The organism is Microbispora sp. H10830 (assembly GCF_014161375.1).
GTDB classification, from domain to species: Bacteria; Actinomycetota; Actinomycetes; order Streptosporangiales; family Streptosporangiaceae; genus Microbispora; species Microbispora catharanthi.
On record NZ_JABBWX010000007.1, the window covers coordinates 23,624 to 37,237 of the forward strand.

Below are 13,614 nucleotides of genomic sequence, written 5' to 3' on the forward strand. Positions count from 1 at the left end.
CTTCCCCGCCTACGTGAACAATGTACACGTGAACGTTGTTCACCTTGCAATGGAGGATCATGATGACACGTGTCCTGGTGATCGGGGCGGGGCTCGGCGGGCTGACGCTCGCGTACGCCCTCATCCGTGCGGGTCTCGACGTACGCGTGTACGAGGCCGACGACGGCACCGGCGAGCGGGCTCAGGGCTACCGGATCGGACTCGCGCCGCCGGCGATGGAGGCATTACGCGTCAGCCTGCCGCCACGGCTGTACGAACTGGCCGATGCCACCAGCGGCAGCCTGACCGGGCCGGGGCTGCTGTTCGACCAGCGGCTCACGCTGCTCGGCGACGACCTGCCCGGACCGGAGGAGTCCAGGGCGTTCGACCGGCAGGTGCTGCGGCAGATCCTGCTCGGCGACCTGGACGGCCGGGCCGCCTTCGGCAAACGGCTGAAGAGCGTCGTGGAAGGGGCGGACGGGACCGTCACCGCGCTCTTCGCCGACGGCACGCGGGCCACGGGTGACCTGCTGGTCGGCGCCGACGGCGGGAACTCTGTGGTGCGGCGCCAGTTGGTGCCCGAGGTCAAGCTCATCGACGCCGGCCTGTGCGGGGTGATGGGCCGCACCCCCGCCGCCGACCGCTTCCTGGCACTCGTGCCGGGGCGCGGCACGATGGTCAAGGGACCGGGGATCACACTGATGCTGGGAAGGATGCAGTTCGGCAGGGAACCCTGCGAAGCCGCCGCCGAACTCGTTCCCGGCCTGCCCATGCCCCGCAGAGAGAGCTACGTGAGGTGGGTGCTGCTCGTACCGCCGGACCACCCGGCGGCCACCACGCCGGACCGGGAGGACGCCCGCGAACTGGTGCTGGAGTTGATCGACGACTGGCACCCCGACCTGCGGGACCTGGTACGCAGCGCCGACATGAGCGGTGTGGGCCGCTCCAAGGTCCACGACCGCCCGATGCCGCCGTGGCCGGTGGGCCGCGTCACGCTGCTGGGCGACGCGGCCCACCTGACGCCGGCCAGCGGCGGGAACGGCGCCGGCACCGCGATGCTGGACGCCGTACGGCTGAGCGCGCGGCTGGCCGAGGTCGATCAGGGCCGGCGGGACCTGATCTCGGCTCTGGACGAATACCAGCACGACCTGCTGGAACGCGGGAACGCGGCGGTGGAGACCGGCAAGCGGGCGATGCACATGTTCGTCCCGGCTGTAGGCGCGCGATGAAGGATTCGCCGCGCACCGCGCGCGAACAGGTTCGTTCGGCCGACGGGACCGTGATCGGCTACCGCCGCAGTGGCCACGGCCCCGGACTGATCCTCGTACACGGCGCGATGCTGGCGTCGCAGCACTTCACGAAGCTCGCCGCCGCTCTGTCGACCTCGTTCACCGTGTATGTGCCCGACCGGCGCGGACGTGGGCTGAGCGGCCCTCACGGCGCGGACTTCAGCGTCGAGCGGGAGGTCGAAGACCTGCAGGCGCTCGTCACGGCGGCCGGCGCGTCGCAGATCTTCGGCCTGAGCGCGGGCGCGCTCGTCACCCTGCGTACGGCCCTGGTCACGCCCGCCCTTGACCGGATCGCCCTGTATGAGCCTCCATTGTCGATCGGCGGCTCGGTGCCGACGGACTGGGTGGCGCGCTTCGACCGCGAGATCGCCGCGGGAAGATCCGCGTCCGCTCTGGTCACGGGGATGAAAGGCTTGGACGCCGAGCCGTCGTTGTTCACCAGGGTCCCCCGCTTCGCCCTCGTGCCGCTCCTGGCGATCGGCGCGCGCCTGCAGGGCGACGGATCCCCCGATGAGGTGCCGGTCGAGGCGCTCATCCCGACGCTGCGATTCGACGTACAGGTGATCAGGGAGACGGCCGACACGGTCATGGACTACGCGGCGCTCGATGCGCGGGTGCTGCTCCTCGGCGGCACGAAGAGCGCGGCATACTTGCGTCTCGCGCTCCGGAAACTCGCCGAAGTGCTCCCGCACGCGCGAAGCATAGACCTGCCGGGGGTCGGGCATTCGGGGCCGGAGGACGACGGAGCCCCGCTCGTCGTGGCCCAGGCTCTGCGTGAGTTCTTCGGCGCGCGATGACGGGCGGAGGCCGTCAGCGGCACCCGCGCACCGGCGGCACCACCCGTAGGGCAGTGGCGGCTGATCACCGGCCCAGGTGACGACCCCGGCATAGTACGCGGACCCGCCCGGCGGCCACGGGCGGATTCGCCGGTGGCCGCCGGCGGCGGGTGGCGGGGTCAGAGCCCGTAGCTGGGGAAGAGGTTCGTCGTCGGCCAGGAGCCGACGGCGTTCGCCGCCTGGTGGAGCAGCGGGTCGATGTCGCCGTAGCCGAGGCCCGAGGGGTCGTCGCGCTGGTCGAAGAGCACCACCCAGCTCAGCCGGTCCCACCGCCGGACCATGAGTGTGGAGGTGCCCGGGAGCGAGCCGTCGTGCCAGGTGTTGAGGCCGCCGGTGACCGGGCGGACGAACCAGCCGAGGCCGTAGTACCAGCCGTCGGGGTCGACGATGGCGGGCTGGGCGAACATCTGCGCGATGCTCGACGAGGTGAGCAGGCCGGGGGCGTCGAAGATCGTGGTGAACTTCGCCATGTCGACGGCCGAGGAGAGCCAGCCCCCGTGCGCCGCCATGTTCTCCAGGTTGAAGGCGCCGTACTGGAAGGGCACAAGGGCTCCGGAGGCGTCGAGCACGGTCGTCCCACTGTACTGCGAGGAGTAGGTCACCTCCGTCGACTGCCGCAGGCTCTGCGCGGTGCGGCCGAGGACCATGCGCTGGATCCCGACCGGGGAGAGCACGTTCTGGCGGACGTACGTGTCATAGGGGAGGCCGGTGACCTTCTCGATGACCTTCCCGAGCAGCATGTAGCCGTAGTTCGAGTAGGCGAAGTGGGTGCCGGGAGGGGCGTAGAGCTCGAACCTCGACGTGTAGTCCATGATGTTCGCCTGCGTCACCGGCAGCGGTACGTGGAGCTGGTCCCTGATCGCGAAGTCCTGGAACATCGGATCGAATGACTTGTCGCGGTCCCAGCCGCCGACGTGCTGCAGCAGGTGGAGCACGGTGACGTCGCCGAGGTCGGAGTCGGCGGCGGTGCTGAGCCCCAGCATGGGCGCCACCTTGGCGGACAGGCTCAGCCTGCCGTCCTGCACGAGCTTCATGATCGCGGTGGCGGTGACCGGCTTGCTCATGCTCGCCACACGGAACAGCGAGGTCGGCCCGGCCTGCAGGCCGGTGTTCTCCGTCCAGTTGTAGCCGCGTGCCAGCACCAGCCTGCCCTGGCACACTACCGCCAGCGACGCGTACGGGATGGCACGGGCCTGCATGAAGCTCTTGAGCGTGTCGTCGAACGGCTGCAGCGCCGGGGCGCTCTGCCCAGTGACGATCCATGTGCGGGTCGCCGCGGCCGCGGGACGGGCCTGTACGGCGGCCACCCCCGCCGCGACGCCGGCGAGCAGCCGGAGCGAGTCCCTACGAGTTAGCATGACAATTTCCCCCGATCTTGGTCAAAAGCTGCCAGGGGATGATCATAAAGTCACAAATTGATCTCTGTCAGGCAGAACGCGATCCTGGCTCTGCCCGAATCGACGTGGACACCCGCCTACGACGCCGACAGGCAGGTACGCCCCGGAGCACGAGTCGCCGAGCTCACCGCCATGGTCGACCTGACCGGCCGGCCGACCGAACCGCGCAGCCCACCATCGGATGGGCACGAAAGATCGAGGCCAAGCCCGCGAGCTGTCCGCCCACGTGTTCGGCTCCGGGCCGAACGGCTCAGAGCCGCACGTCCGTGCTGTCACCTAGTCGGTCATGCGGCATGCCATGCTTGCCCAAGCCGTGCCCGGTCCGGATATCTGAAGGGGGCGTCATGAGTTATGACGTGCAGGCGGTAATCGCAAGCACCCAGCTGCTGCGCACCGTCACCGCCGCACTCACCCATACACGGCTCGGCTCACTGCGACAGGGCTTTTCGCTTCTGCCCATCACCGACGAACTTTTCGACTCCGTGGTCGACTATACGGCTGATCGTGTGCAGGAGTTTCGGCGCCTGCCCAATGGGTTCGATCGCACCATTGCCAGCTGGTCACAGGCCGGGCCCGTAGCGTACGTGGAGGCAGAATATTTCGGCGGAACAGGCGAACAGCGCGCAGCAGTCTGGCATGACGAGCGTCTGGTTCTCGGGCCGCTCAAGGTGGGCGAGAAGGAACCCTTCCCGGTAGAAGGTAGCCCCATCTCGCAAGCACTCCGATACCTCGGCGCCCGGAACGACGGCTTGTTCGACGAATTCAGTTCCGTCGGCCTCGGAGAACATCGCAGTAATGAGGGCTGGGTTTCCTGACCGGCCTGCTGAATGGAGACCATACTCATGTGCGCCGTCGGCAGACCATGGGATTCCTCACCTCCACACCGGTTCTGGAGGCATGACCCAAGGATGCCGCGATATCGCGTGCTGTCTCAGACAATGCTGAGCAGAACCGGATGCGCTGAAGGGGTCACGCCGTGGCTGAACTCATAGCGGACTTGTTCGTGTCGATTGACGGCTTCGCCGCCGGTGTGGACGTGGGGCCCTTCTTCGGCTACTCGGGTCCCGGCCTCGACGCCTGGATACGCGAGGCGACCGAGCAGCCGCAGCTGATGCTCATGGGGCGCGTCACCTATGAGGCGCTGGCGGCCATCTCGTCCACGGCCGCCGACGAGGCGAGCACCCGGATGAACGACCTGCCGAAGGCCGTCTTCTCCAACACCCTGCGCGAGCCGCTCGCCTGGAAGAACACCCGGCTCGTACGCGGCGACCTCGCCGAGCGGATCACGGCGCTCAAGCGGGAGTCGGACGTGCCGCTACGCTCGATCGGCAGCCTCACGCTGGTGAGAAGCCTGATGGAGCTCGGGTTGGTCGACCGGCTCCGGGCGATGGTCTTCCCCCTGACGTTGGGCGGCGACGGCCGGGAGCCCGCGTACGCCGGCTACCCCCGCACCGGGCTTGAACTGGCCGGCACCAGGGTCCTCGACTCGCGCGTCGTCCTGCTCGAATACCGGCCGGCGAGCTTCAATTGACATGACTCCGCGCCCCGGCTCGGGGCAGGATGCCAGGATGACCGACACACGTATCGATCCCCCTGTCGTCGCGGGAGAGCGCGCGATGCTGCGCGCCTGGCTGGACTGGCACCGTGAGACCCTCGCGGTGAAGTGTGAGGGCCTCACGGAGGAGCAACTGCGGCTGCGCTCCGTGCCGCCCTCCAGCATGTCGCTGCTCGGCCTCGTACGGCACATGGCCGACGTGGAGCGCTCCTGGTTCCGGCGGCGGCTGAACGGCGAGGACCTCGGCGGCATCTACTACAGCGACGACGACCCGGACGGCGAGTTCGACAACGTGGACACCGCGTCCGCCGAGGACGCCTTCGCGACCTGGCACGCGGAGATCGAGCACGCGCGGGCGGCCGAGGAGGCCTGCGCCGACCTGGACGCGATGACGAAGACGGACCGCCAGGGCGTCCACTACTCGCTGCGCTGGATCATGTGCCACATGATCGAGGAATACGCCCGCCACAACGGCCACGCCGATCTGCTGCGCGAGCGCATCGACGGGGCGACGGGCGAGTAGCCCCCCTGCCCGGCGGGGCTCAGCCGGACAGGCGGACCGGGTTGACGAGGTCGGCGTAGATGAGAAGGCCGCCCATGACGACCAGCAGGGCCGCCATGACGTACGTCAGCGGGAGCGCCTTGGCCACGTCCACGTAACCGGGGACGGGCCGGCGGCGCACCCGCGCGAAGGCCCGCTTGACGCCCTCCCACAGCCCGCCGGCGATGTGACCGCCGTCCAGCGGCAGCAGCGGGATCAGGTTGAACATGCCCACGGCGAGATTCAGCCCGGCCAGCAGGTTGATGAAGATTTCGATCTTGTTTTCGACCGAGAGGTCCGAGGCGGCGATCTCACCGCCGATGCGGCCGGCCCCGACGATGCCGATCGGCCCGTTCGGGTCGCGCTTCTCGCCCGAGAACGCGGCGTTCCACACGCCGACCATCTTCTTGGGGATGTTGACCATCGCGACGGCGGTGCGCTCGGTCAGGTCCCACATCTGCCCGACGACGTAGCCGGGGCCCTTCTTCTCGACGACGGCGGTCGGGCTCACGCCCAGGAAGCCGACGTTCTTCTCGACCTTGTCGGGATCGGTCAGCGAGGGCATGTCCTGCGCGATCAGGTCGACGCTCACGTCGACCCGCTGCCCGCCCCGCTCGATGCCGAGCGTCGTCACCCCCGAGCCGTGCTCGCGGATCAGCCGCTGCGCGGCCTCCCAGTCGGCGACCGGCGCGCCGCCGACGGCGACGATGTGGTCGCCGGGCCGCAGACCGGCCTTGGCGGCGGGCGTCAGGGGATCGCTCGGCCGGCAGTCGCGGTGCTCCGCCTCGGCTGCGGGGATGGCGCACTTGGACACCGAGGACACGACAGGCGTCAGCTCACGGACGCCGAAGCCCATCATCACGACCGCGAACAGCACGAACGCGAGCACGAAGTTCATCGCCGGGCCGCCGGCCATGATGATGACCTTCTGCCACCAGGGCTTGCGGTAGAAGACCCGGTCCTCGTCGCCCGGCCGGATCTCCTCGGACGCGACCGCCCGCGCGTTCTCGATCAGGCCCTGCCAGGGACCGGTGGAGACGCTGCGCAGCTTGCCGGGCGCGTCGGAGGGACGCGGCGGGAGCATGCCGATCATGCGGATGTAACCGCCGAGCGGAACCCACTTCACGCCGTACTCGGTCTCGCCCCGCCTGCGCGACCACATCGTGGGCCCGAAGCCGACCATGTATTGGGTCACGCGGACGCCGAAGAGCTTTGCGGGCACGAGGTGCCCGATCTCGTGAAGCGCGATCGAGACCAGCAGACCGACGAAGAGGATCCCGAATCCGGCCACGAAGAGCCAGCTCATCAGCGCGTACCCCCGAATCGGAGAAGGTGCCCTGGCGGACGAAGCACCCTTCGAGCGTAGCCCACCCGCACGAGGGTGAAGACTTTTCCGGGACGGGTGCGGCTTGCCCATGTGTGACCGATTGGGGACACTTCGTTGACAGTACGCAATTGGTCGATCACCCTTTGAGAGACGTCCAGAGGGGAGAACCTTGATCCGGATCCTGGTGGCCGAACACCTTCCGTTGGTACGGCGAGGCCTGGTCGCGTCCCTTGACGGGGAGGACGACCTGCGGGTGGTCGCGGACGTCGGGTCGGGCGAGGACATCGTGCCCGCGGCCCTGGACGTGCGGCCGGACGCCGCCGTCATCGACGCGGACCTGCCCGGAGTGGACGGGCTCACCGCGGCCGCGCGGCTGGGAGAGAAGGCGCCACGCTGCCGCGTGATGCTGCTGTCGGCGCAGCCCAGCCCGGGTCACTTCAAGCGGGCCTTCGCGGCGGGCGTCCTCGGCTACCTGAGCATCGAGGTGGCCCCCGAGCATCTCGCCGACGGCATCCGCCGGATGGCCGCCGGGCGCCGGGTCGTCGACTCCGAGCTGGCGGTCGCCGCGCTGGAGGCCGCCGACTGCCCGCTGACGCCGAGGGAGCACGAGGTGCTGCGGCTCGCGGCGGGGGGCGGGCACTCGAAGGACATCGCCGCCGAGCTGGGCCTGTCCGTCGGCACCGTGCGCAACCACCTGTCGCGCGTCCTCGTCAAGACGGGAGCGCGCAACCGCGTCGACGCCGTGAGAATCGCCACCGACTCCGGCTGGTTGTAGGAATTCAGGGCCGCCAGATCAGGACGAGCGCGCAGTCGTCGTTGTGGCCGGAGGACATCGACTGGACGAGCTGCCGGGCCTTGTCGCGGAATCCCGACGGCAGCAGCCGCTCGGCCTCGCCCAGCAACCGGTCGAGCCCGGCGTCGATGTCCCGGCCGGGCTGCTCGATCAGCCCGTCGGTGAACAGCATGAGCGCGTCGCCCTTGCGCAGCACCCCGCTGTCGGTCTCGCAGGCCAGGTCGGGCACCACGCCGAGCACGACGCCCTTCGCCGTGGAGACCCGCCACGTGCCCGACCCGGAGTCGAACCGGACCACGGGCGGGTGCCCGGCCGAGGTGATCGTGTACTCCCCCGTGGACAGGTCGAGCTCCAGGTGGACGGCGGTGACGAACCCCTCGTCGCCGAGCTGGCGGTGCAGGTAGGAGTTGCACGCGACGAGGAAGTCGTCCACCGAGCCGAGCAGGCCGCCGAAGGTGCCCGACAGCATGAGCGCGCGGGTTCCCGCGTCCACGCCCTTGCCGGACACGTCGACGACCGCCACCCGGACCCGGTCGCCCTCCCGCATCGAGACGACGAAGTCGCCGCCGAACGACGATCCCCCGGCCTGCTTCAGCACCACCTTGCCGCCCCAGTCCTTGGGCAGCGGCGGCAGCTCGCTCTGCCGCTTGAGCCGGTCGCGCAGCTCCAGCAGCATCGCGTCGCCGCGCAGGCCCTGGACGCCGAGCTTGCCCCGCGTCCGCGCCATCATCCAGGCCAGCGCGGCGGTGAAGGCCATCGTGATCAGCAGGCCGGGGCCGACGCTGAGCACTCCCCTGATCGGTCCCATGTAAGCCAGGGACGCCACGACCACGCACAGCAGGATCGCGAGGCTGCGCAGCCGGAGCTGGAGGCCGCCGATCAGCGTGAAGAGGATCAGCAGCGAGGGCGAGAACCAGTACGGCGACACCTCCGCGTCGAGCACGCCGATCACGACGGTGAGCACGACGAGAGCGATGAGGAGGTACCGGTCCTTCGACCAAACCTTCCTGACAAAGCGGACCAACGGCACCAGGAGTGGCACGCGCGCCAGGAGCGCGCGCAGCCGAGGAGGGATCAGCGGCGCCGGACGGGAAGTCATGATGGCCTCGACTGTATCCGGCCATCCCAGGTGGCGGCACCTGCTTGACCAACGTCTAGATCATCCGGCACGGATATTGGGTCGCCTCACCCGGCGGCCCGCTTCTACGGTGATTCGATGAGCATCACCGTTCGTCCCATCGGGGAATTCGAGTGGCCGGCCTTCGTCGCCGTCGACTACGAGGCGTTCAGCGCCACCTATCCCATGGAGATGGCCGACCGCTGGCGCGAGGTCCTGGAGCTCGACCGCCTGCTGTCCGCCTTCGACGGCGATCTGATGGTCGGCTGCGCCGGCGCGCTGTCCTTCGAGATGACGGTCCCCGGCGGGCCGATCCCCGTGGCCGGCGTCACGTCGGTGGGCGTGCTCCCCTCGCATCGCCGCCGCGGCGTGCTGACCGCGCTGATGACCCGTCAGCTGCACGGCCTGCACGAGGACGGGCGTGAGGCCGTCGCCGCGCTCTACGCCAGCCAGGCGGGCATCTACGGGCGTTTCGGGTATGGCAGGGCCGCCGACACCTTGTCCTTCCGCATCCCCACCCACGGCTCGGCCTTCACGCGCTCGGCCCCCGCCGATCCCGCGCTGCGCCTGCGCGTGGCCGACCCCGCCGACGCGCTGCCCGGCCTTCGGCGGGTCTACGACGCCGTACGGCCCGGCCGTCCCGGCATGTACGCGAGGTCCGACGGGTTCTGGCGGACTGAGATCATCCCGGACACCGAGCACGACCGGGGCGGGATGGGCCCGTTGCGCTGCCTGCTCGCGGAGGACGCGACGGGGGCGCGCGGCTACGCCCTGTTCCGGGCGAAGGCCGACTGGAACGAGCACGCCGTGCCGGACGGGGAGGTCCGGCTCCTGGAGCTGATGGCCTCCGATCCCGCGGCGTACGCGCTGGTCTGGCGCGGCGTCCTCGACCGGGACCTGTGCTCGGTCGTCCACGCCGGGCGGCGGCCGGTGGACGACCCGATCACGCACCTGCTGGCCGAACCCCGGCAGCTGAACGCGGTCTGGTTCGACGATCTGTGGATCCGCCTGGTGGACGTGGACCGGGCCCTGGCCGCCCGCGCGTACGCGGCCCCGGCCGACCTGGTGCTGGAAGTCGAGGACGAGATCTGCCCGTGGAACGCCGGCCGCCGGCGCCTCGTCACCGACAAGGCGTCCTGCGAACCGACCGGCGCGCCCGCCGACCTCACGCTGCCGGTCGACGTGCTGGGGGCGGCGTACCTGGGCGGGCGGCCCCTGCGGGCGGCGGCGGACGCCGGGCTGGTGCGGGAGCACCGGCCGGGGGCCCTGCGCGAGCTGTCGGCCGCGATGGCGTGGGACCCGGCCCCCTGGGGCTGCCGGGTGTTCTGAGACGCACCGCCGACAGCCGGGGCGCGGGCGTCGAAACCGCGTAGGCTTCGAGGCATGGCGCTGCAGAGTTTGCAGATCACCGCGATCACGGCCATGCGTGCCCGTGACGTGTCCCGGCCCACGTCCGAGCAGCAGGAGGCCGCCGACCAGCGGCCGCTGCGCGACGAGACGCCCCGGCGGGAGCCCCGCCGGGGCCGGGACAGGGACAGGGACACCCACTAGCCAGAGGTACGGCCAGAGGTGCTCAGGCGGGCAGCGGCGGCAGTTCGCCGGTGGTCTCGTAGTCGGCGAGCTGGCGGATCCGCCGGGCGTGCCGCTCGGCCCCGGAGAACGGCGTGGCCAGGAAGAGGCCGACGAACCTGGCGGCCTCCTCCGGCGTGTGCTGGCGGGCGCCCAGGCTGATCACGTTGGCGTCGTTGTGCTCGCGGGCCAGCTTCGCCGTGTCCTCGTTCCAGGCGAGGGCCGCGCGCACCCCCCGCACCTTGTTGGCGGCGATCTGCTCGCCGTTCCCCGAGCCGCCGATCACGACCCCGAGGCTGCCCGCGTCGCCGGCCACGCCCTGCGCGGCCCGCAGCACGAACGGCGGGTAGTCGTCCTCCGCGTCGTAGACGTGGGGACCGCAGTCCTCCACCTCGTGGCCCTGCTCCTTCAGCCAGGAGACCAGGTGATTCTTCAGCTCGTAGCCGGCATGGTCGGCACCGATGTAGACACGCACGGCACAAGTTTCCCAGAAAGCCTCTGGCGAAGACGACCCCGGGCTCCACTAAAGTAATAGCCAAGACGGGCCTCCGTCCCTTACACCTCCGGCCTGACAGGAGTGTCATGCGCGAGCTTCGTTATGTCGGCGACCCGGTCCTGCGCACCCCCGCGGAACCGGTGACGGACTTCGACCGCGAACTGCGCCGGCTGATCGACGAGATGTTCGCGGTCATGTACCAGGCCGACGGCGTCGGGCTCGCAGGGCCGCAGATCGGCGTGGGCCGGCGGCTGTTCGTCTACGACATCAGCAACCGCAAGGGCCACGTCATCAACCCGGAGCTGACGATCGACGACCCCGAGCAGGTCGTCGAGGAGGAGGGCTGCCTGTCGGTGCCCGGCAAGGAGACCGGCAAGCCGCTGTACGCCCCGACCGCCCGCGCCGCCGGAGTGACCGTGCGCGGGGTCGACAAGCTCGGCCGGCCCGTCATCGTCAAGGCCCGGGGCATGCTCGCCCGGTGCTTCCAGCACGAGTTCGACCACCTCGAGGGCACGCTGTACGTCGACCGGCTGGGCAAGGACGAGCGCCGCAAGATCCTCCTGCAGACGCCCTGACGTCCTACAGCTGGATGGCCTTGACCTCCAGGAACTCGTCCAGGCCGAACTCGCCGAGCTCGCGGCCGATCCCGGAGTGCTTGTAGCCGCCGAACGGCGCCATCGTGTTGAACCGGCCGCCGTTGATCGCCACCTGCCCGGTGCGCAGGCGGCGCGCGACCGCGAGCGCCTTGTCCTCGGTGCCCGCCCACACCGCCCCCGACAGCCCGTACGGCGTGCCGTTGGCGATCTCGACGGCCTCGTTCTCCGACGCGAACGGGATGATCGACAGCACCGGGCCGAAGATCTCCTCCTGCTCGATCGACATGCCGGGCGAGACGCCTGCGAAGACCGCGGGCTCGACGTAGTAGCCCCGTTCCATGGGGTTGTCGGTCCCGCCGAGCACGAGGCGGGCACCCTCCTCCTGGCCGCGGTTGATGTACCTGACGACCCGGTCGCGCTGGGCGGCGGACACCAGGGGCCCGAGGCGGGTGCCCTCGGCGAACGGGTCACCGGGGACGTAGGCACCGGCCGCCTCCACGGCGAGCCGCACGGCGTCGTCGTACTGGTCCCAGTGGACGAGCATCCGGGTCAGCGCCGAGCAGGTCTGGCCCGAGTTGAGGTAGGCGCCCGCGACCCCGTTCTTCACCGCCTTCTCCAGGTCGGCGTCCGGCAGGATGATGTTCGCCGACTTGCCGCCCAACTCCAGGGCCACCCGCTTGACCGTCTCGGCCGCGAGGGCCGCGACCCTGCGGCCGGCCCTGGTGGACCCGGTGAACGAGACCATGTCGACGTCCGGGTGGGCGGCGATGGCCTCGCCGACGACCGGCCCGTGGCCGCTGACCATGTTGAACACGCCGGGCGGCAGCCCGATCTCGTGGAAGATGTCGGCCAGCGCGTACGCCGCGAGCGGCGCGACCTCGCTCGGCTTGAGCACGACGGTGCAGCCCGCCGCGAGGGCCGGGGCCACCTTGCACACCACCTGGTGGAGCGGGTAGTTCCACGGCGTGATCGCGCCGACCACGCCCACGGGCTCCCGCACGATGAGCGAGTTGCCCACGCGGCCGCCGTCGAACTCGTACCGCTTGGCGAGGTCGGCGTAGGAGGCCAGCACCTCGGCGGGCATCAGCGTCTGCACCTTCAGCGCGAGCGTGAGCGGGGCGCCCATGTCGGTGGCGATCGTCGCCGCGATCTCCTTGGCACGCTCCTGCAGCAGCCCGGCCGCCGCCCCCAGGAACGCGGCGCGTTCCGCCGGTTCCAGGGCCGACCATGCGGGGAAGGCGGCGCGGGCGGCGGCGACGGCGGACTCGACGTCGGCGGGCGCCCCTGCGGGCACCCGGTCCACGACCTCCTCGGTCGCGGGGTTGACGACGTCGACGGCCTCGCGGGAGGAGGACGGGACCCAGGCTCCGTTCACGTAGAGGTGACGCATGTCACTCATCCTTGCGCCTCCGCTGTCAGATGGCGAGCCTTCCAGCGGAAACCTTTCCGGTCGGTTCGCGCGAGGGTGAAGGAGCCTGTGAAGTCTCAGGAGAAGATCGGGTCGCGGGTCCTCGACCTCTTCAGCTCGAAGAAGCCGTCGGTGCCGGCGACGAGCAGGACGCCGTCCCACAGGCGCGCGGCGGCCTCGCCCCTGGGGATGGGCGACACGACGGGGCCGAAGAACGCCGCGCCCTCGACGGCGATGACGGGCGTGCCGACCTCTTGGCCGACCAGGTCGATGCCCTCGCCGTGCGAGCGCCGGATCGCCTCGTCGTACTCGTCCGAGTCGTGGGCGGCCACCAGCGCGGGGTCGAGCCCGGCGGCGGTGAGGGCCTCGGCGATCGTGTCCCGGTCGCGCTCGCGCCCCTCGTCGTGGAAGCGCCTGCCGATCTCGGTGTAGAGGTCGCCGAGGACCTCCTCTCCGTACTTGTCCGCGGCGGCGGCCAGCACCCGTACGGCGCCGAGCGTCTGCTTGACCCGCTCGCGGTAGTCGGCGGGGATGTCCTTGTCCTCGTTCAGCACCGCCAGGCTCATGATGTGCCAGCGCACGTCGACGGGACGGAGCGCGGCCACCTCGTGGATCCAGCGCGAAGTGATCCACGCCCAGGGGCAGGCGGGGTCGAACCAGAAATCGACAAGCTTTCGGTCGGACACTGTGGCACCCTCTCGAACGGACTAT

At 70.3% G+C, this 13,614-nt stretch carries 15 protein-coding genes; 9 read left to right on the forward strand and 6 right to left on the reverse strand.

Features of this window, described 5'->3' with window-relative positions; all coding sequences use genetic code 11:
* The first annotated feature begins 59 nt into the window (after positions 1-59).
* Together HHX35_RS18935 and HHX35_RS18940 are read left to right on the forward strand one after the other, a co-directional pair.
* Positions 60-1,208 (forward strand): NAD(P)/FAD-dependent oxidoreductase, encoded by a 1,149-nt coding sequence (locus HHX35_RS18935; protein ID WP_182900113.1) that lies wholly within the window; start codon positions 60-62, stop codon positions 1,206-1,208.
* Entirely contained in the window at positions 1,205-2,065 is an 861-nt protein-coding gene (locus HHX35_RS18940) for an alpha/beta fold hydrolase (RefSeq protein WP_182900114.1), read from the forward strand. The genes HHX35_RS18935 and HHX35_RS18940 overlap by 4 nt, the downstream gene beginning before the upstream one ends.
* A 158-nt stretch (positions 2,066-2,223) precedes the next feature.
* Here HHX35_RS18940 and HHX35_RS18945 read toward each other — a convergent pair whose 3' ends face one another.
* Positions 2,224-3,462, reverse strand: coding sequence for a serine hydrolase (locus HHX35_RS18945; RefSeq protein ID WP_182900115.1), 1,239 nt, complete (start codon positions 3,460-3,462; stop codon positions 2,224-2,226).
* A 383-nt stretch (positions 3,463-3,845) separates the two neighbouring features.
* On the opposite strand from HHX35_RS18945, the gene HHX35_RS18950 reads away from it, so the two are divergent.
* The 3 genes from HHX35_RS18950 to HHX35_RS18960 all read left to right on the forward strand — a co-directional run bounded on the left by HHX35_RS18950 (position 3,846) and on the right by HHX35_RS18960 (position 5,579).
* Positions 3,846-4,316, forward strand: a complete 471-nt coding sequence (locus HHX35_RS18950) for a hypothetical protein (protein ID WP_182900116.1) — start codon at positions 3,846-3,848, stop codon at positions 4,314-4,316.
* Positions 4,317-4,477: 161 nt separating this feature from the next.
* On the forward strand, positions 4,478-5,032 hold the full coding sequence (locus HHX35_RS18955) for a dihydrofolate reductase family protein (protein WP_182900117.1): 555 nt from the start codon (positions 4,478-4,480) through the stop codon (positions 5,030-5,032).
* Positions 5,033-5,069: 37 nt separating this feature from the next.
* On the forward strand, positions 5,070-5,579 hold the full coding sequence (locus HHX35_RS18960) for a DinB family protein (protein ID WP_182900118.1): 510 nt from the start codon (positions 5,070-5,072) through the stop codon (positions 5,577-5,579).
* 19 nt (positions 5,580-5,598) lie between these two features.
* Here the strand turns inward: HHX35_RS18960 and HHX35_RS18965 are convergent, their stop codons facing one another.
* Positions 5,599-6,903: an RIP metalloprotease gene (locus HHX35_RS18965; protein ID WP_182900119.1), complete on the reverse strand. Its 1,305-nt coding sequence runs from the start codon at positions 6,901-6,903 to the stop codon at positions 5,599-5,601.
* Between the two features lie 190 nt (positions 6,904-7,093).
* Here HHX35_RS18965 and HHX35_RS18970 point away from each other — a divergent pair, with 190 nt between their 5' ends.
* On the forward strand, positions 7,094-7,699 hold the full coding sequence (locus HHX35_RS18970; RefSeq protein ID WP_182900120.1) for a response regulator transcription factor: 606 nt from the start codon (positions 7,094-7,096) through the stop codon (positions 7,697-7,699).
* A gap of 4 nt (positions 7,700-7,703) precedes the next feature.
* On the opposite strand, the gene HHX35_RS18975 is transcribed toward HHX35_RS18970, so the two are convergent.
* Positions 7,704-8,816 (reverse strand): PP2C family protein-serine/threonine phosphatase, encoded by a 1,113-nt coding sequence (locus HHX35_RS18975; protein ID WP_139576478.1) that lies wholly within the window; start codon positions 8,814-8,816, stop codon positions 7,704-7,706.
* A 117-nt stretch (positions 8,817-8,933) separates the two neighbouring features.
* On the opposite strand from HHX35_RS18975, the gene HHX35_RS18980 reads away from it, so the two are divergent.
* Positions 8,934-10,163, forward strand: coding sequence for a GNAT family N-acetyltransferase (locus tag HHX35_RS18980; RefSeq protein WP_182900121.1), 1,230 nt, complete (start codon positions 8,934-8,936; stop codon positions 10,161-10,163).
* Positions 10,164-10,217: 54 nt separating this feature from the next.
* Entirely contained in the window at positions 10,218-10,385 is a 168-nt protein-coding gene (locus HHX35_RS18985; protein ID WP_182900122.1) for a hypothetical protein, read from the forward strand.
* Positions 10,386-10,407: 22 nt separating this feature from the next.
* Here HHX35_RS18985 and HHX35_RS18990 read toward each other — a convergent pair whose 3' ends face one another.
* On the reverse strand, positions 10,408-10,878 hold the full coding sequence (locus HHX35_RS18990) for a ribose-5-phosphate isomerase (protein ID WP_139576480.1): 471 nt from the start codon (positions 10,876-10,878) through the stop codon (positions 10,408-10,410).
* A 107-nt stretch (positions 10,879-10,985) separates the two neighbouring features.
* Here HHX35_RS18990 and def point away from each other — a divergent pair, with 107 nt between their 5' ends.
* A complete protein-coding gene (gene def / locus HHX35_RS18995) occupies positions 10,986-11,474 on the forward strand; it encodes a peptide deformylase (protein ID WP_139576481.1) in 489 nt (162 codons plus the stop codon).
* A gap of 4 nt (positions 11,475-11,478) precedes the next feature.
* On the opposite strand, the gene HHX35_RS19000 is transcribed toward def, so the two are convergent.
* Positions 11,479-12,885, reverse strand: coding sequence for an aldehyde dehydrogenase family protein (locus HHX35_RS19000; protein WP_182900123.1), 1,407 nt, complete (start codon positions 12,883-12,885; stop codon positions 11,479-11,481).
* A 95-nt stretch (positions 12,886-12,980) separates the two neighbouring features.
* Complete coding sequence (locus tag HHX35_RS19005) at positions 12,981-13,589, reverse strand: DsbA family protein (protein WP_139576483.1); 609 nt, start codon at positions 13,587-13,589, stop codon at positions 12,981-12,983.
* Positions 13,590-13,614 lie beyond the last annotated feature (25 nt).